Here is a 16,290-nt window from a genome sequence, read left to right on the forward strand (position 1 = left end):
CCCGGGCACAATAGCGGGTATGAGGGCGCGCATCCTGGCACTTGTCGTCATCGCTGGGCTGCTGCTGACGGGGCTCGCGGCGCTGGTCTACAGCCTCACGCGCCCCGAACCCGAAGCCGTTCAGGCCAAGCCGTCGGCGCAGTTGCCGATGGTGGACAAGGCGTCGCTGGAGCGCGCGATCCACGACGCCTTCACGAGCCAGCCGCCGCAGGCGGTGATCTGCGAGCGCGGCCTCATCGCGAAGGTCGGGCAGAGCACGCGGTGCGACGTCACGATGTCACCGGCCTACGGCATCCAGCCGACCATCACGGTGTCCGGGGTCGAGGGCGGCAAGGTCAGCTATTCGATGACCCCGGCGGTCTCCAAGACGCAGTTGGAGGCGGCCGTGGCGGACATGGTGACCCGCACCCGCAAGGCGGCCCCGGACTCGGTGACGTGCCTGTCGGGACTGGAGGGCAAGCAGGGCGCGGTGGCGCTGTGCGACATCACCGACGACGGGTTCACCAGCCGGCGCACCGCCCTGGTGAGCGAAGTGTCCGGGCTCGCAATGAATTACGGCCTGACGCCCGTGCTGGAGAAGTCCGTGGCCGAGAGCTCCCTCGCCTCGCAACTGGGCCAGAGCCCGAACACCGTCACGTGCGCCGGCGATGTGGACAGCAAGGTCGGGGCGACGCAGCGCTGCACCGCGGTCGTCGGCGGCCAGAACCGGGCCTACACCCTGACGGTCACCGACGTCGCCGACGGCAAGGTGTCGTTCAGCTACAAGCCGGCCAACTGACCAGACCCATCCGCCGGCCGGTTGGCGCCGAATCCCACTGAGACCGAATCAACTCGGAGGTTTGATGGGAATCGAGTACAGCAGCGTGGTCGACGCGCCACGCGACGACGTGTTCGCCTGGCACGCGCGGCCGGGGGCCATCCACCGGATGCTGCCGCCGTGGCAGCCCATGAGCGTGGTTGCCGAAGCGGCGTCGCTGGCCGACGGGCGCGCCGTGCTCGGCCTGCCCGGCGGGTTGCGCTGGAGCGCACAGCACAATCCCGCCGACTATGCGCCGCCCGCACGGTTCGTCGATGAGTTGAGCCGCGACGGATTGCGTTCGCTGCCAACACAGTTGATCGGGCACTGGCGGCACGAACACTGCTTCGACGCCGTCGGCGACGGGCGCACCCGGGTCACCGACCGTGTCGATGCGCCGGTCCCCGGGCACCTCCTCGAGCCGACGTTCCGCTACCGCCATCGCCAGCTGAGCGACGACCTGGCCGCCCACCGGTGGGCGCGCGAGCACGGCGAGCGTCCCGGCTCGGTGGCGGTGACCGGGGCATCAGGCCTGATCGGCAGCGCCCTGACCGCCTTCCTGTCGACCGGTGGTTGCCGCGTCATCAGGCTGGTGCGCCGCGAACCGCGCGACGACACCGAGCGTCGCTGGGATCCCGAATCACCCGCCGATGACCTGCTCGACGGCATCGACGCCGTGGTGCACCTGGCGGGCGCATCGATTGCCGGCCGGTTCACCGACGCGCACAAGAAAGCGGTGCGCGGCAGCCGGATCGAGCCGACCCGCCGGCTGGCCGAGTGCGCCGCAGGAGCGACGGACGGGCCGTCGGTCTTCGTCAGCGCGTCGGCCGTCGGCTGGTACGGGGACGACCGGGCCGACGAGCGCCTCGACGAATCGGCGCAACCGGGCGACGGGTTCCTGGCCGACGTCGTCGCCGACTGGGAAGCGGCGACGGCGCCGGCAACCGCGGCCGGACTGCGCGTCGTCAACGTGCGTACCGGGATCGTGCAGACGCCGCGCGGCGGCACGCTGCAACTGATGCGGCCGCTGTTCGCCGCCGGTCTCGGCGGACCGCTCGGCAACGGGCGGCAGTGGCTGTCGTGGATCGACATCGACGACCTGATCGATGTGTACCACCGCGCCCTCGTCGACGCCGGGCTGTCCGGTCCGGTGAATGCCGTTGCCCCGCAACCGGTCCGCAACGCGGACTACACGCGGACCCTGGCCGGGGTGCTGCACCGTCCGGCCGTGCTGCCCGTGCCCGCCCTTGGACCGGCGCTGCTGCTCGGCCGGCAGGGGGCGCGCGAGCTGGCCATGGCCAGTCAGCGCGTCGTACCCGGCCGGCTCATCGACGCCGGGCACCGCTTCCGGCGCCCGGATCTCGAACAGTGCCTGCGGCACCAGCTGGGAAAGGCGGCCCGATGATCGACGCGCAACGTCAGTTGGTGGTGGCCGCGCCTGCGGACGCCGTCTTCGCGTATCTGGCGGACTTCACCACCACGACGCAGTGGGACCCCGGCACCGTGCACACCGAACGCATCGCCGGCGACGGCGGCGTGGGGACCCGCTACGCGAACACGTCGCGCTTCGCCGGTCGCACGTCGGAGATCATGTACGAAGTCACCAGCCTGACGCCGGGGCAGTCGATCGAACTGCGCGGCGTCAACCAGTACCTGATCGCGCGCGACACCATCACGGTGGTGCCGCACGTGGACGGTACCCAGGTCACCTACCGGATCAGGTTCGCGTTCCAGGGGTGGCTGCGGTGGCTCGAGCCCGTGCTGCAACTCGCGGTGGCGCACCTCCTCGACGACGGGGCGCGCGGGCTCCGCCGCGAACTCGCCCGAATCTGATTGCGCGACAAGCCCTCACAAACCGATGGCAGCGGCGCAGTACTGCCACACCTGCCGCACCCGGGCGTCGTCGTCTCGGGTGGGCAAGTAGTGCGTGGGACGGATGCGGCGGTCGTGCCAGAACTGTCCGGAGACCGGGGCGGGTTCGGTGGCGGTCAACCAGACCGCGGTGTCGGCGGCCTGCTCGGACGTCCGCAGGATCGGGCGCGTCAGGCGGCGGAACCCGGGCAGTGACTGCGCGACGCCCGGGGTATCGGCCCAACCGGGATGCATGGCGGCCACCATCAATTCGGGCCAGCGCCGCGCCAGCAGCGGCGTCAACGCGACCTGGACGCGTTTACTGCGCGCGTACGCCGTGGCGCCGCGGTAATGCCCGCGCCGGTACTCGATGTCGTCGACGGGAAGCGACTGGGTGTACATGCCGCCCGAGGACATCAGGACCACCCGCGGGTCGGGCGCCGCGGTGAGCGCCGGCAGCAGAAGCTCCGTCAGCAACACCGGGCCCAAGACGTGGGTTGCCAGCGAAAGCTCGTGTCCCTCCGCGCTTTCCGTCCGCTCCTCGGGCATCACTCCGGCGTTGTGGATCACGGCGTCCAGCCGTGGCCGCCGGGAGAGCAGGTCCGCGGCGAACGACCGGACGGCGGCCAGGTGCGATACGTCGCACACCTCCACCGCCACCTCGGCTCCCGGTACGACGGCGAGTACGTCGCGCCGGGCGGCCTCGCCGCGGGCCCGGTCGCGCACCGTCATCAGCACTGTCGCCCCGAGCGCCGCGAGTTCGGTGGCGATGGCCTTGCCGATACCGGAATTCGCCCCGGTGACCAGCACGGTGCGGCCGGCGAGTGCCTCGGCCGGCAGCGCGGGCGTCTGCCAGAACTGTTGCCGCACAGCCAGACCCACGCGGGAGTAGCCGAGCACGACGGTGCTGTCCAGCAGATCGTCGAAGAAGGCGCCGACCATGGTCATCAGGTCAGGGAGACGACGACGACCGGATTGCTCGTCGGCTGGCTGGACCCGGAGCCCGGCTCGACCGTCACGGCCACCTTGGCGGCCGCGTCCAGTGCCGGTATCACCTCGCCGCCGGGCGGTGGCATGGTGTCCGCGCTCATGGTGCCGGCGGACCGCGGCGCACCCGACGCCGGGATGAACCACATCTGGTAGACGTGGCCCGCCGGTGGCGCAGGCACATTCGCCATGGCCACCACCACGGCATTCGCCTGCTGCGACGCACTGAGCGTGATGGTGCCCCCGGCGACCGGCGCGGAATACGTGCGGATGTCCGGGTTGGCCAGCACCTGCGACACCGTCGGCTGTCCCGGGTGCTCGGTGAAGCGGTTGGCGACCACCGTCGTGCCGATGACGATCGCGCAGATCACCGCGGCCGCCGCCGCGAGCCGGACGATCATTCGGCGTCGCCGGGTTCGCCTGAGCGCCAACTCATCCGAAGTGCGCTCGGCCGACTGGATGCCGATGGCCTGCAGGATGCGCGCGCGCAGTTCGGCCGGCGGCGTCAGGGTGTCTCCCGCGGTCAGCAGTGCCATGGTCTCCTGGGTGTCGCCGACGATCCGGGCGAATGCCTGCGCGGTGTGCGGCGCGGCGACGCCGAGGCGGCCGGCGATGTCCGAGCGTTCGGCCTCGGACACCGCATCGAGTGCGTATACGTACGCCAGGTCGAGCAGTTGCTGTTCGTCGTCGGTGTAGCTGTCAGGCATCGGTGCCCACCCCCAAGCAGTTCTTCAGGCGGATCAGGCCGTCCCGGATACGGGCCTTGATGGTGGGGAGGGTGACGGCGAGGTGCTCGGCGACCTCCCGATAGGTGTGGCCGCTGTAGTACGCCAGGCCGATGGCTTCGCGCTGGACGGCGGTCAGTCCGTCGAGGCAGTCGGTGACCTCCTGCTCGTCGAGTCGCTGTCCCACCTCGTCGGCGACGGTGTCGTGCTCGCGGCCGAGGTTCGAGGCGCCGTACGCGTGGTTGCGGTCGGCCGCGGACTGTTCGGAGCGGACCCGGTCGATACTGCGGCGGTGGGTCAATGTCATGAGCCAGCCGATCGGACTGGCCAGCGCCGGGTCGTATTGCCGTGCCGCCGAGGACCACACCTGGAGGAACACCTCCTGCACGACGTCCTCGGCCAGGGTCCGGTCCCGCACGACGCGATAGGCGAGGCCGAACACCCGTGGCGAGGTCAGATCGTAGAACTCGGCGAACGCCGCCCTGTCGCCGTCGGCGATCGCGGTGAGCAGAGCTGCGCGGTCCGGCTCGCCCTCCATGCGGGAATCGTCGCACGGCGGCGCGGGAACCGGGGCGATCTGGCGCAACCCGTCGGGTCCGGGCGGCGTGCTCACGATCGAGCCTTCGGACGCAGGACCAGTTGGTGCAGGTCCAGGTAGCCCGAGGCGAAGCCCGCCTCGGAGTAAGCGAGGTAGAAGCGCCACATCCGCCGGAAGATGCGGTCGAATCCCAGGGCATCGGCGCCGGCGCTGTTCGCGGTGAAGCGTTGCAGCCACAGTCGCAGGGTGTGGGCGTAATGCGGTCCGAACGAATGCCGGTCGGTGATACGCAGTGCGGTGTGCGCGCTGATCGACTTCTCGACGAGCTTGACCGACGGCAGGAATCCGCCCGGGAAGATGTACTTGTGCACCCAGGTGTAGGTGTCGCGGGACGCCAGCATGCGCTTGTGCGGCATGGTGATCAGCTGCAGTCCGACCCGGCCGTCGACATCGAGGAGGCGCTCCAGCGTGCGTAGATAGGCCGGCAGGTAGCGATACCCGACGGCCTCGATCATCTCGACGGAGATGATCGCGTCGTACTTCCCGGTGATGTCGCGGTAGTCGCACAGCTCGACGGTGATGCGGTCGGCCAGCCCGGCGGCGGCGATGCGCTCGCGCGCCAGCAGCTGCTGCTCGCGCGACAGGGTGACGGTGTGGACGTGCGCGCCGCGCTGCGCGGCACGGATGGCCAATTCGCCCCAGCCGGTGCCGATTTCGAGCAGCCGCGTGCCGGCGCCGACGCCGGTGGCATCCAGCAGCCGGTCGATCTTGCGGTGCTGCGCGGCCGCCAGGTCGCGCCATGACGGCGGCGGATCGAGCGTGTCGAACAGCGCGCACGAATAGGTCAGCGTCGGATCGAGGAACATGCTGAAGAACTCGTTCGACAGGTCGTAGTGATGGGCGATGTTCGCACGCGTATCCGCTTGCGCCCCATGGTGGTTGCGTGGTGTGCGCGGCAGGAGCACGGAACGCAGTCCCTGGAAGGCCGCCGGCACGATCGTGTCGATGCGCGATGCCAGCGCGGTCAGCACGGCGGTGAGCTCGGGCGCGGACCAGTCACCGACCATGTACGCCTCCCCGAAGCCGATCAGGCCACTGTTCGCGACGCGGCCGAAGAAATCGTCGGGGCGGTGCAACAACATTCGCGGTGCGGCCGGATCATCGGCGCCGGCCGCGCCCTGGACGGTGCCGTCCGGATACTCCACCCGCACCGGCAGGTCCCGTACCGCGGCCCGGAACAAGGCCCGCGTGACGGGCGTACCCAGCCGGGTACGCAGACTGCTTGGCACCTGCGCGATTTCGGTCCACCTGGCCGGCAGGAACGGATCGTACGCGGCGGCACCGTCATGGAGTTGATTCGTCATAGGGCGGCCTCCTGGGGGCGGGGGTGCAGTTGCAGGCCGCGCGCCCAGAGGCGCACGCCCTGCCAGCGGATGCGTGCGAGAACCAGCAGCGGCGCCAGCGGCGCTGCCAGTGCGGTGGTCAAAACGGTTGCGGGACGGGCGGGGTGGACGGATCCGGTCCAGGTGGCGGTCATGACCACCCCGCCGGACGCGTCGAGCAGGGTGACCGCCACGTTGAGCCGGCCCCGCGCCGGTTCCGGGATGCGCAGCACGTATCGGCCACTGACCGGGTTGAACGGCGAGACGTAGAACACCTTCGGCACGACCACCGTGCCGCGATGATCGGTGTGCAGCAGGTAGCGGTGGCGTCCGCCGTAGGTGTTGTGCACCTCGGCGATGGCACAGACCAGTGCGCCGGCGGCGTCATGGCACCAGTAGACGGTCAAGGGGTTGAACACGAAGCCGAAGACCCTGGCATTGGCCAGCATTCGGATGGCACCGCCACCGAGGTCGATGCCGTGTTCGCCGAGATAGGCGTCGATGTTCTCGCGCAGCGTGCGCCGCGGATCGCCGGCATGGTCGGCGGCGTGGAAGCCGGCCAGCGGCCGCAGCAGGCGGGGAAACTCGGGCACGGCGTCGAGGTCGACCAGCCAGCTGTAGCTGCGGTAGGTGAACGCGTGCGGCACCGGAACGGTCCGCCTGTGGTGGATGCTGGTTCGCACGATCTGTGGTGGGCTCATGCCACGTTCCCCGCCGGGCGCAGCAGGGGCGGCACGGGACCGCTCCAGCTGCCACCGAGACGTTCCGCCGCGGCGACGCCGGACACCGCACCGTCTTCGTGAAAGCCCCAGCCGTGATACGCGCCGGCGAACGCCAACCGGTGATCGCCGAGCGTGTGCAGCCGCTGTTGCGCGGCGCGGAACTCGGGGGAGTACTGCGGATGGTCGTAGAGCATGGTCGCGATGACCTGGCCCGGGTCGACCCGACCGCCGCCGCCCAGCGTCACCACGAACCGCCGGTCGGTGCTCGCGTCGAGTCGCTGTAGCCGGTTGAGGTCGTAACTGACCAGGACGTCGCCGGCTTGGACGGTGCACGACGGCATCCGGTAGTTCCACGATGCACGGGCGCCCCGGCGACGCGGCAGCAGCGACGTATCGGTGTGCAGCACAGTGTGATTGATCGAGTACCGCAGGGCGCCGAGGATGTCGACCTCGTCGGCCGACGGCCGGTCCAGGATCGAGAGGGCCTGATTCGGATGCGTCGCGATGACCGCCGCGTCGAACGGTTCGACCCGGTCCGCGTCGTCACGCACCAGCACCCCGTCGGTGGTCCGGGTGACGGTGCGGACGGGTACGCCGGCGCGTACCGACGGCAGGCGCGTGGTGATCGCCTCGACGTACCGTGCCGAGCCCCCGGTCACCGTCCGCCACGTCGGTGACCCGAACACCGTCAGCATCCCGTGGTGGTCGAGGAACGCCAGCAGGTAGCCGACGGGGTAGTCGAGCGCGACGTCCGGCGGGCACGACCAGACCGCAGCGACCAGCGGGACCATGAAATGCGCGACGAAGTAGCGGGAAAACCCTGCGGCCCCGAGGAATTCGCCGAGGGTTCGGCCGTCTGCCACGTCGCGCGCCAGTTCGGCGCGGGCGAGCCGGTGGAAGCGCGTCACCTCGGCGAGCAGGCGCAGATAGCGCGGTGAGAGCACCGCGCCCGGCGTGGCGAACAGGCCTGTCAGCCCCTTCGCGCCGGCGTACTCCAGGCCGCACCCTTCGCAGCAGACCGACATCGACATGTCGGATTCCTGGGTCCGGACACCGAGTTCGGCGAACAGCCGCAGCAGCGTGGGATAGGTGCGGTCGTTGTGCACGATGAAGCCGGAGTCGACGCCGACGACATCGGTGCTGCCGCGACGGGCCGCCAGTTCATGGGTGTGGGCGTGGCCACCGCATCGCGGTTGCGCCTCGAAGAGGGTGACTTCCGCGTCGCGGGCGAGCACCCACGCCGCGGTGAGCCCCGATATGCCGCTGCCGACCACTGCTATCCGCCGCACCGTGCCGTCCTTCCTGGTTTGTCACCAGGAGTTCGGTGCGGGATGCGGTGCGGATAGGTGGATTCGGGAAAAACCTACTGGGGCCGGTTGGCGGCCCACAGGTCCGCGACGGACACGCCGAGGCGGGCCAGCATACGGCGGAGCAGGGGCAGGCTCAGGCCGATGACGTTGGAGGGGTCGCCCTCGATGCCGTCGATGAACCAGCTGCCCAGGCCGTCGAGGGTGAAAGCGCCTGCCACCCAGAGGGGTTCGCCGGTGCCGATGTAGGCATCCAGGTCGGTGGTGCCGGGCTCGCCGAAACGCACTGTGGTGGAGCCGAGTTCGCTGACCTGAGCGGTGACGGCGCCGTCGCTCAGGCGCAGGACGCTGTGGCCGGTGTGCAGGACGGCGCTGCGGCCGGCCATCGAGAGCCATTGCCGCCGGGCCACCTCGGGGGCGCCCGGCTTGCCGGTCAGCCGGCCGTCGAACTCGAGCATCGAATCACAGCCGATGACAACGCAATCCGATGACAGGGTCGCGTCGAGTGATTCGGCGACCCGCTGCGCCTTGGCTGTCGCCAGGGCACGTACGACGTCGCCGGGGCCGGCGTCGCCGAGAGACGCGATGATCGCGTCCTCGTCGACGTCGGATACCAGCACGACCGGTTCCACACCGGCCTTGCGCAGCACACTGAGCCGGCCCGCGGAGGCCGAGCCCAGGACCACCCGGGTCATCGCCGGATGAAGGTGCGCTCCACCAGGGTCACCAGCTGCCAGCTGGTGTACGCGTACCGCAGCTTGGAGACGGGGTGGCCCCAGTCGTTGCGGTCACCGGCCTCGGGGGCACCGCCGCCGCCCGAGGCGCCGGCCAGCACCGTCACCAGCGCAGCGAGCTCCTCGTCGGACGGGTTGCCTTTGACGACCTGGAACAGCGGAGCCACCGGGGCCTGCGTCTCGGTCTCGTCGACCACAGATTCGGCGCTCACAGGGGGATGTTCCCGTGCTTCTTCGGCGGCGTCTGAACGACCTTGCGCTCCAGCAGACGCAGCGAGTTGGCGATGTAGCCGCGGGTGTGCGACGGCGGGATGACCGCGTCGACGTAGCCACGCTCGGCCGCGACGTACGGGTTCACCAGGGTGTCCTCGTATTCCTGCTGCAGCTGCAGGCGCAGGGCATCGACGTCCTCGCCGTTGGCTGCGGCGGCCTTGAGCTCCTGGCGGTAGACGAAGCCGACCGCGCCGGAGGCGCCCATGACGGCGATCTGGGCCGTCGGCCACGCGAGGTTGACGTCGCAACCCATGTCCTTGGAACCCATGACGCAGTAGGCGCCGCCGTAGGCCTTACGGGTGATGACGGTGATCTTGGCGACGGTGGCCTCACCGTAGGCGTACAGCAGCTTGGCGCCGCGGCGGATGATGCCGTTGTACTCCTGCTCGGTGCCCGGCAGGAAGCCCGGGACGTCCACCAGCATGATGATCGGGATGTTGAAGGCGTCGCAGGTGCGGATGAACCGCGCGGCCTTCTCGGAGGCGTTGATGTCCAGGCAGCCGGCGAACTGGGTCGGCTGGTTGGCCACGATGCCGACCGGGCGGCCGTCGATGCGGCCGAAGCCGATGACGATGTTCTGCGCGTAGCCGGGCTGGATCTCCAGGAACTCGTCGTCGTCGAGGATGCGCGAGATGACCTCGTGCATGTCGTACGGCTGGTTCGGCGAATCCGGGATCAGGGTGTCGAGCTCGAGGTCCTCTTCGGTGAGGTTGTCCTCGACGGCACCCGGGTGCGGCGGCGCGGGCAGGCGCGGCGGCTCGGCGTAGTTGTTCGGGGGCAGGTAGCTCAGCAGGTCGCGGACGTAGTCCAGGGCATCCTGCTCGCCCGAGGCGACGTAGTGCACGGTGCCGGACTTGGCCTCGTGGGTGTGGGCGCCGCCCAGCTCCTCCATGGTGACTTCTTCACCGGTGACGGTCTTGATGACGTCCGGTCCGGTGATGAACATCTGGCTGGTCTGGTCGACCATGATGATGAAGTCGGTGAGCGCGGGCGAGTACACGTGGCCACCGGCCGCGGCACCCATGATGAGCGAAATCTGGGGGATGACACCCGACGCCAGGATGTTGTTGCGGAAGATGCGGCTGTACAGACCGAGCGAGACCACACCCTCCTGGATGCGGGCGCCGGCGCCGTCGTTGATGCCGATCAGCGGGCGGCCGGTCTTGATGGCCAGCTCCTGGACCTTGACGATCTTCTCGCCGTAGACCTCACCGAGGCTGCCGCCGAAGACGGTGGCGTCCTGGCTGAAGATGCAGACCTCGCGGCCGTCGATGGTGCCGTAGCCGGTGACCACACCGTCGCCGAGCGGGTGCTTGTCGGCCAGGCCGAAGTTGGTGCTGCGGTGCTTGGCCAGCGCGTCGAGTTCGACGAACGAGCCCTCGTCCAGCAGCGCCAGGATGCGCTCGCGGGCGGTGAGCTTGCCCTTCTGGTGGACCTTCTCCACCGCGGCCTCGCCGACGGGGTGCAGGGTCTCTTCGGTACGCCTACGCAGGTCTTCCAGCTTGCCTGCGGTGGTGTGGATGTCGATCGCCTTGTCCACCGGTGGCTCGGTCACGCTCGTCATGGCGACGATGTTAACGGTTCTCTAAGAAAGTTGTGAAGGTGGGGTGCTCTCTCGGCGGGTCACGCCGGTTTGCGCAGGACCACGGCCGCGAAACTCGTGAGTGCGGGCACCGGGTGCTTAAGAAGGAAACGGCTCTTCGCGCGCTCGAGGGCATCGAGCGGAGGCAGCACACGGTAGTAGCCGTGGCCGTAGGCGCCGGACCACGATTCGACCTGGAAACCGACGCTCTCGTAGCGCTTGATGGCCTTCTGGGTGGGGCCGGTGGTCCAGCGGTAGTAGGCCGGGAACTTCTCGTGGTGCGGGTTCTGCAACCGCCCGGGCTGCAGCTTGCTGATGACGGTGCGCGCCGCCTGCTCGGGGATGAGCAGGTTCACCACGAACGGGAACGCGAACAGCGTCGGGAAGAAATGCACCGAAAGTCCGCCTGGGCGAAGGAGTTTGAAGCAGTTCTCGTGGAACGTGCGGGCGTCGGGCAGGTGCTCGCACAGCATCTTGGAGAACACCAGGTCGTACGCGGCCAGCTCGTTGTCGATCGGTTTGCACAGATCGGCGACGCGGGTGTGCACGCGGCTGTTGGCCTTGGCGAGTTCGGTGGCGGAGATGTCGATGACGACGCGCTCGTCGGCGAAGCTCCAGTCGTCGCCGCCGATGATCGGGTTGGCGCCGCCACCGAGTTCGGCGACGGCCTTGACGCCTTCGCGCTCGGCCAGGGTGCGGACGGACTCGTCGTAGCCCTGCCAGAGGGTGTCCAGGTCCTTGTAATGGACATCCACGTGTGTACCGCTCATTTGCGCACCGTTCATAGATTTTTCCGCCCCCGCGGCTTGCACGACCTGCGTCAGCAGTTTGCTGGTAAGTCAATATACACTTCGCGCGCTGGTCCCGCCCGTAACTCGGGTTGAACAGCGTTCAGGCGGTGGCATTTGCTGAGCGGGCACTGAGCGCGGTCGCGACCCGGCGCCGCTCGGGCAGTGGGTAATGCCTGGTCGAAGCCGCGAGACCGGGTTGCCGTCGGGGGAGCGCGGCGCCGGGAAAGGCGGACCGATGGTACCGAATCGCGCTTAGCTGAGGGAGCGCGTGCGCACTGTCGGCAGTGCGTCCTGCGCAGGCGCGATGCATTTAGCTTGTCATTTGCGTAAGTTTGCGGTTCGATATGCGTGCCCGCTCTTTTCGGGTAGCTGACTCTACGACCGCGAAACGATCAGCAGATCGGCGCAAGGGGATATTCAACAGTGCATTCGACGCGCAAGTACGACGGAGTGGACGGGCCGAAGGTGGCCATCGCCCACGACTATCTGACCCAGTTCGGCGGCGCGGAAAAAGTTGTCCTGTCGATGACGAAGGCGTTCCCGGACGCCCCGCTCTACACGATGCTCTACGACCCCGAGCTGACCTACCCGGAGTTTGCCGACCTGGACATCCGGGTGTCGGCGCTCAACAAGGTGGGTCTGGCCCGCAAGTACCACCGGGCCGCGCTGCCCATCTATCCGCGCGTCGCCGAGTCCATGTACGTCGACGCCGACATCGTGCTGGCGAGCTGCAGCGGCTGGTCGCACGGTTTCCGCACCAACGGCAAGAAGCTCATCTACTGTTACAACCCGGCGCGCTGGCTGTACCAGACCGAGGCCTACCTCGGGGACCACGCGAACCCGATCAAGCGCCTGGGCCTCAAGCTCACCAAGAAGCGCCTGCTGGACTGGGACCGTCGGCAGGCGCTCGCGGCCGACAAGTACCTCGCGATCTCGACCATGATCAGCGGCTACGTCAAGAAGGCCTACGACATCGACGCCGAGGTGATGTTCGCGCCGGTGGCGATGTCGCGGTCGTACGCCGTCGAATCCGTCGAGGAGCTCGAGGACAAGGTCGACCTGAGCGATCCGGACGGCAGCTTCTACCTCGTCGTGTGCCGGCTGCTGCCGTACAAGAACGTCGACGTCATCGTGCGGGCTTTCGCGGGTAGTGACCGGCAGCTCGTGGTGGTCGGCAATGGGCCCGAAGCCGAGCGGCTCCGGTCGATGAAGACCGACAATGTGACCATGCTCCACAACCTGACCGACGGGCAGATGGCCTGGCTCTACAAGAACTGCCGAGCACTGATGTCATCGAGTTTCGAGGACTACGGCCTGACCCCCATCGAGGCGGGTGTCTGGGGCCGGCCGAGCGTCGCGCTGCGGTTCGGCGGCTTCCTCGACACCATCGACGAGGGCACCACCGGCCTGTATTTCGATGAACCACAACCGGATTCGGTGCGCGAGGCGCTGGACCGGTTCGAGTCGGCGACGTGGGACCAGGAGAAGATCAAACACCACGTCTCCCAGTTCACCGAGGACGCGTTCAGCGCTCGGCTGCATGAGGCAGTCGACAAGCTGGCCGGGTACTGATGGCGCCAGAAGCGGCGCCGGTCGCCACGCTGAAGGACTACCGCCTGGTGTACGTCGGTCCGGCGGACCACGAGACGGCGGTGGGTGACTACGCCGAGAACCTCACGCGGGCGCTGCGGCCCCATGTCGGCGAACTGGTCGAGCACCGCACGCTGGGACCGGGTTCCGACAGCGCGCGGGAAATCCTGGGGCACCGGCGCGCGGTCGCCGAGCTGGTGGCCGGCGGGAAGCCGGGCCGGGTGCTGGTGCATGCGGAGCTGGCGGCCGGTGCGGTGTCGGCGTTCTGGTCCATCGCGGGGTTGCGCGGCGTGCCGGTGACGGCGACGGTGCACGATCCGCCGCAGGGCATCTGGTGGCCGGGGCGCACGAAGTTCGTGGCGCGGCACAAGCTGGTGATGCACGGCCTGCACTACCCGCTGCGTCCGGTGTCGCGGATGCTCGAGGGCATGGTCAACGGGGACCGGACGTTGTTCGCCCTCAGCCAGATCGGCGCGCAGTCCATTCGCGATGTGTACCCGAACACCGATGTGGCGTATGCCCCTTACCTCGTGTGCGAGCGGCCCCGGGTGCGCCCGGTGATCGAGCGGCCGAAGGCCGTGGGTTTCTTCGGGCATGTGTACCGGGGCAAGGGATTCGAGCAGATCGCGCGCATTCGCCGGGAGCTGCCCGACGACATCGTGATCCGGGTGGCGGGCCGGGGGACCGAAGCGCTGCCCGGTGGCCCGGGGGTGGAGATCGTGGGCGCCGTCGACGGTGATGCCGAGGATGCGTTCTTCGATTCGGTGCGCGCCGTGGTGATTCCGTACGGCAAGCGCCACTTCTACGCCGAGACCTATCCCGCCTCGTCGGTCGCGGCCCACGCCATGGCCTACCGCACCCCGGTGGTGTGCACCGACTACGGCTCTCTGGCCGAGTTCGGCACCGAGACCGGCGCGGTCGTCGTGCCCATGGACTCCGACGACCCCAAGGCACTGCCGGCCGGGTTCTCGGCGGCCATCGCGGCCTTGCTCAACGACGAGACGCGGCTCAAGGAACTCGAGGCGAATGCCGACCGGACGCGCCAGGAGCGGTCGCCGGAGAACGTCGCCGCCGCCTACGCCGCAAAGTGGTCGGAGATGCTGACGCGCCAGGGCCGGCTGCACTGACGAGGCCGAAACACTGTGGTTAACTCGGAATCCGGGACGACGGGAGCGAAGAACGTGATTGGCGAGCCGGCAACGGCAGACCCGGCAGATGTGGCACGCAAGAAGGCGGCCGCACCGACTTTGAAATTGCCGCCGGATCCGGAATGGAAACTCGGCGAGGACGGCCGCGTCACCTACTACAAGATGCAGAGCATGGGCGTCGCCCGCAAGGCGCGCAACCGAATTGGCGAACTGCTGTTCAACATGTTCATCACGCACATCCCGTCGCACACCATCCGCCAGGGCTTCCTGCGGCTGTTCGGCGCGACCATCGGTGAGTGGTCGACCATCATGCGCGGCACCACGATCCTGGACATCGAATTCCTGACGATCGGCAACGGCACCACCATCGGCTTCCGCTGCCTGCTCGATGCGCGCGCCGGCCTGTGGATCGGCGACAACGTGACCATCGCCAGCGACGTCCACCTGCTCGGCGGTGGGCACGACATCAACCACCCGGACTTCCTGCCGATCCCGATCCCGACGGTGATCGAGGACTACGTCTGGATCGCGAGCCGGGCCATGGTGTTGCCCGCCCTGATCGGCCGCGGCGCCGTCGTCGCCGCGCAGGCGCTCGTGGTCAAGGACGTGGCCCCGCTCGACGTGGTCGGTGGCAACCCCGCCAAAGTGTTCGCCAAGCGTAATCCGGATGCATTGGGCTACAGCGCAAAGTACCGGCCGTTGTTCTGCTGATGCCGGTCGATCTACGCGAATACCGGTTGGTCTACATCGGTCCGGCCGAAGGCCAGACCGCGGTGGGCGACTACGCCGAGAACTTCGTCAACGCCGTGCGGCCGCTGTTCGGTGAGGTCGTGCAACGCCGCACCCTCGGCCCGGGGGCCGAGACGGTGGCCCAGGTACGAGGCCACCGGCGCGCGGTCGCCGAGCTGGTGGCCTCCGGCAAGCCGGGCCGGGTCTTGGTGCATGCCGAGCTGGCGGCCGGTGCGGTGTCGGCGTTCTGGTCCATCGCGGGGTTGCGCGGCGTGCCGGTGACGGCGACGGTGCACGATCCGCCGCAGGGCATCTGGTGGCCGGCGCGGACCCGGTTCGTGGCGCAGCACCGGCTCGTCATGCACGGCCTGCACTACCCGCTGCGCCCGCTGTCGCGGCGAATCGAGGGCATCGTCAACGGAGACCGGACGATGGTCGCGCTGAGCCGGATCGGCGCGGACTCCATCAAGGCCATCTACCCCGGCACCACGGTCGCCGCCGTGCCGCACATCATCTCCGAACGACCGCGGCTGCGCCCGCTCACCGAGCGGCCCAAGGCCGTCGGTTTCTTCGGACATGTATACCGCGGCAAGGGTTTCGAGCAGATCGCCCGCATCCGCCGGGAGCTGCCCGACGACATCGTCATCCGGGTGGCGGGCCGGGGAACCGAGGCACTGACCGGTGGCCCGGGCGTGGAGATCGTCGGCCCCGTCGACGGGCCGGCCGAGGACGCGTTCTTCGATTCGGTACGGGCCGTGGTGATTCCGTACGGCAAGCGCCACTTCTACGCCGAGACCTACCCGGCGTCCGGTTCGGTCGCCCACGCGATGGCGTACCGCACCCCCGTCGTCTGCACCGACTACGGCGCCCTGGCCGAACTGGACGAGCGCGCCGGCGCACTCGTCGTCCGCATCGGCGACCAGAACCCCGAACAGGTGGCGTCGTCGTTGGCGAAGGCCATCGTGTCCCTCGTCGACGACGATGAGCGACTGGCCGAGTTCGGCCGGCACGTCGAGGCCTACCGCGAGGCCTGCTCCGGGCCGCGGACGGCCGAGGCGTTCGGCCGCGTGTGGACCGACATGTTGGCCCGAGCATCTGTGAGCGTGTGACCTGACTGCCCCCGAAGCGCCCACCC

At 69.0% G+C, this 16,290-nt stretch carries 17 protein-coding genes; 7 read left to right on the forward strand and 10 right to left on the reverse strand.

All coding sequences use genetic code 11. The features are described 5' to 3' along the window. Window positions 1–19: 19 nt before the first annotated feature. The 3 genes from ACJH7A_RS02675 to ACJH7A_RS02685 all read left to right on the forward strand — a co-directional run bounded on the left by ACJH7A_RS02675 (window position 20) and on the right by ACJH7A_RS02685 (window position 2,629). Window positions 20–778, forward strand: a complete 759-nt coding sequence (locus ACJH7A_RS02675; protein ID WP_318986422.1) for a DUF4333 domain-containing protein — start codon at window positions 20–22, stop codon at window positions 776–778. Between the two features lie 64 nt (window positions 779–842). Continuing rightward, window positions 843–2,201, forward strand: coding sequence for a TIGR01777 family oxidoreductase (locus ACJH7A_RS02680; RefSeq protein WP_406801395.1), 1,359 nt, complete (start codon window positions 843–845; stop codon window positions 2,199–2,201). Beyond that, window positions 2,198–2,629 carry an SRPBCC family protein gene (locus ACJH7A_RS02685; RefSeq protein ID WP_406801396.1) on the forward strand — a complete coding sequence of 144 codons (432 nt, stop codon included), beginning with the start codon at window positions 2,198–2,200 and terminating at the stop codon, window positions 2,627–2,629. Before ACJH7A_RS02680 ends, ACJH7A_RS02685 begins: the two co-directional genes overlap by 4 nt. 15 nt (window positions 2,630–2,644) lie before the next feature. Here ACJH7A_RS02685 and ACJH7A_RS02690 read toward each other — a convergent pair whose 3' ends face one another. From ACJH7A_RS02690 to ACJH7A_RS02735, 10 genes are all read right to left on the reverse strand, one after another. Then, window positions 2,645–3,595, reverse strand: a complete 951-nt coding sequence (locus ACJH7A_RS02690; protein WP_406801397.1) for an SDR family NAD(P)-dependent oxidoreductase — start codon at window positions 3,593–3,595, stop codon at window positions 2,645–2,647. Then, on the reverse strand, window positions 3,595–4,341 hold the full coding sequence (locus tag ACJH7A_RS02695) for an anti-sigma factor domain-containing protein (RefSeq protein ID WP_406801398.1): 747 nt from the start codon (window positions 4,339–4,341) through the stop codon (window positions 3,595–3,597). Before ACJH7A_RS02695 ends, ACJH7A_RS02690 begins: the two co-directional genes overlap by 1 nt. Continuing rightward, a complete protein-coding gene (sigK, locus tag ACJH7A_RS02700) occupies window positions 4,334–4,972 on the reverse strand; it encodes an ECF RNA polymerase sigma factor SigK (RefSeq protein ID WP_318986427.1) in 639 nt (212 codons plus the stop codon). Before sigK ends, ACJH7A_RS02695 begins: the two co-directional genes overlap by 8 nt. Beyond that, the gene (locus tag ACJH7A_RS02705) at window positions 4,969–6,261 is read right to left on the reverse strand and encodes a cyclopropane-fatty-acyl-phospholipid synthase family protein (RefSeq protein WP_318986428.1); all 1,293 of its coding nucleotides are present in this window, start codon (window positions 6,259–6,261) and stop codon (window positions 4,969–4,971) included. Before ACJH7A_RS02705 ends, sigK begins: the two co-directional genes overlap by 4 nt. Continuing rightward, on the reverse strand, window positions 6,258–6,980 hold the full coding sequence (locus tag ACJH7A_RS02710) for a DUF1365 domain-containing protein (RefSeq protein WP_318986429.1): 723 nt from the start codon (window positions 6,978–6,980) through the stop codon (window positions 6,258–6,260). Before ACJH7A_RS02710 ends, ACJH7A_RS02705 begins: the two co-directional genes overlap by 4 nt. Then, window positions 6,977–8,281, reverse strand: a complete 1,305-nt coding sequence (locus tag ACJH7A_RS02715; protein WP_318986451.1) for an FAD-dependent oxidoreductase — start codon at window positions 8,279–8,281, stop codon at window positions 6,977–6,979. Before ACJH7A_RS02715 ends, ACJH7A_RS02710 begins: the two co-directional genes overlap by 4 nt. 83 nt (window positions 8,282–8,364) lie before the next feature. Beyond that, window positions 8,365–9,003 (reverse strand): Maf family protein, encoded by a 639-nt coding sequence (locus tag ACJH7A_RS02720; RefSeq protein ID WP_406801399.1) that lies wholly within the window; start codon window positions 9,001–9,003, stop codon window positions 8,365–8,367. Next, on the reverse strand, window positions 9,000–9,254 hold the full coding sequence (locus ACJH7A_RS02725) for an acyl-CoA carboxylase subunit epsilon (protein WP_318986431.1): 255 nt from the start codon (window positions 9,252–9,254) through the stop codon (window positions 9,000–9,002). The genes ACJH7A_RS02720 and ACJH7A_RS02725 overlap by 4 nt, the downstream gene beginning before the upstream one ends. Further along, a complete protein-coding gene (locus ACJH7A_RS02730; protein ID WP_226519208.1) occupies window positions 9,251–10,879 on the reverse strand; it encodes an acyl-CoA carboxylase subunit beta in 1,629 nt (542 codons plus the stop codon). Before ACJH7A_RS02730 ends, ACJH7A_RS02725 begins: the two co-directional genes overlap by 4 nt. 59 nt (window positions 10,880–10,938) lie before the next feature. Next, window positions 10,939–11,667, reverse strand: a complete 729-nt coding sequence (locus tag ACJH7A_RS02735) for a bifunctional 2-polyprenyl-6-hydroxyphenol methylase/3-demethylubiquinol 3-O-methyltransferase UbiG (RefSeq protein WP_234880725.1) — start codon at window positions 11,665–11,667, stop codon at window positions 10,939–10,941. A 444-nt stretch (window positions 11,668–12,111) separates the two neighbouring features. Between ACJH7A_RS02735 and ACJH7A_RS02740 the strand changes: the two genes are divergently transcribed. The 4 genes from ACJH7A_RS02740 to ACJH7A_RS02755 are packed head-to-tail and all read left to right on the forward strand — an operon-like array spanning window position 12,112 to window position 16,264. Continuing rightward, window positions 12,112–13,260, forward strand: a complete 1,149-nt coding sequence (locus tag ACJH7A_RS02740; RefSeq protein ID WP_226519206.1) for a glycosyltransferase — start codon at window positions 12,112–12,114, stop codon at window positions 13,258–13,260. Beyond that, window positions 13,260–14,405 (forward strand): glycosyltransferase family 4 protein, encoded by a 1,146-nt coding sequence (locus ACJH7A_RS02745; RefSeq protein ID WP_212806619.1) that lies wholly within the window; start codon window positions 13,260–13,262, stop codon window positions 14,403–14,405. The genes ACJH7A_RS02740 and ACJH7A_RS02745 overlap by 1 nt, the downstream gene beginning before the upstream one ends. Before the next feature lie 54 nt (window positions 14,406–14,459). Next, entirely contained in the window at window positions 14,460–15,137 is a 678-nt protein-coding gene (locus ACJH7A_RS02750; protein ID WP_318986434.1) for an acyltransferase, read from the forward strand. Then, on the forward strand, window positions 15,137–16,264 hold the full coding sequence (locus tag ACJH7A_RS02755; RefSeq protein WP_406801400.1) for a glycosyltransferase family 4 protein: 1,128 nt from the start codon (window positions 15,137–15,139) through the stop codon (window positions 16,262–16,264). Before ACJH7A_RS02750 ends, ACJH7A_RS02755 begins: the two co-directional genes overlap by 1 nt. Window positions 16,265–16,290: the final 26 nt, after the last annotated feature.

The sequence above is a fragment of the Mycobacterium sp. SMC-17 genome (assembly GCF_045310915.1).
GTDB lineage: Bacteria > Actinomycetota > Actinomycetes > Mycobacteriales > Mycobacteriaceae > Mycobacterium.

Coding starts and splice junctions, on each gene's coding strand:
- ACJH7A_RS02735 (WP_234880725.1), bottom strand. CDS start 11,667: ATGAGCGGTACACACGTGGATGTCCATTACAAGGACCTGGACACCCTC.
- ACJH7A_RS02745 (WP_212806619.1), top strand. CDS start 13,260: ATGGCGCCAGAAGCGGCGCCGGTCGCCACGCTGAAGGACTACCGCCTG.
- ACJH7A_RS02755 (WP_406801400.1), top strand. CDS start 15,137: ATGCCGGTCGATCTACGCGAATACCGGTTGGTCTACATCGGTCCGGCC.
- ACJH7A_RS02705 (WP_318986428.1), bottom strand. CDS start 6,261: ATGACGAATCAACTCCATGACGGTGCCGCCGCGTACGATCCGTTCCTG.
- ACJH7A_RS02710 (WP_318986429.1), bottom strand. CDS start 6,980: ATGAGCCCACCACAGATCGTGCGAACCAGCATCCACCACAGGCGGACC.
- ACJH7A_RS02680 (WP_406801395.1), top strand. CDS start 843: ATGGGAATCGAGTACAGCAGCGTGGTCGACGCGCCACGCGACGACGTG.
- ACJH7A_RS02730 (WP_226519208.1), bottom strand. CDS start 10,879: ATGACGAGCGTGACCGAGCCACCGGTGGACAAGGCGATCGACATCCAC.
- ACJH7A_RS02675 (WP_318986422.1), top strand. CDS start 20: ATGAGGGCGCGCATCCTGGCACTTGTCGTCATCGCTGGGCTGCTGCTG.
- ACJH7A_RS02685 (WP_406801396.1), top strand. CDS start 2,198: ATGATCGACGCGCAACGTCAGTTGGTGGTGGCCGCGCCTGCGGACGCC.
- ACJH7A_RS02690 (WP_406801397.1), bottom strand. CDS start 3,595: ATGACCATGGTCGGCGCCTTCTTCGACGATCTGCTGGACAGCACCGTC.
- ACJH7A_RS02720 (WP_406801399.1), bottom strand. CDS start 9,003: ATGACCCGGGTGGTCCTGGGCTCGGCCTCCGCGGGCCGGCTCAGTGTG.
- ACJH7A_RS02695 (WP_406801398.1), bottom strand. CDS start 4,341: ATGCCTGACAGCTACACCGACGACGAACAGCAACTGCTCGACCTGGCG.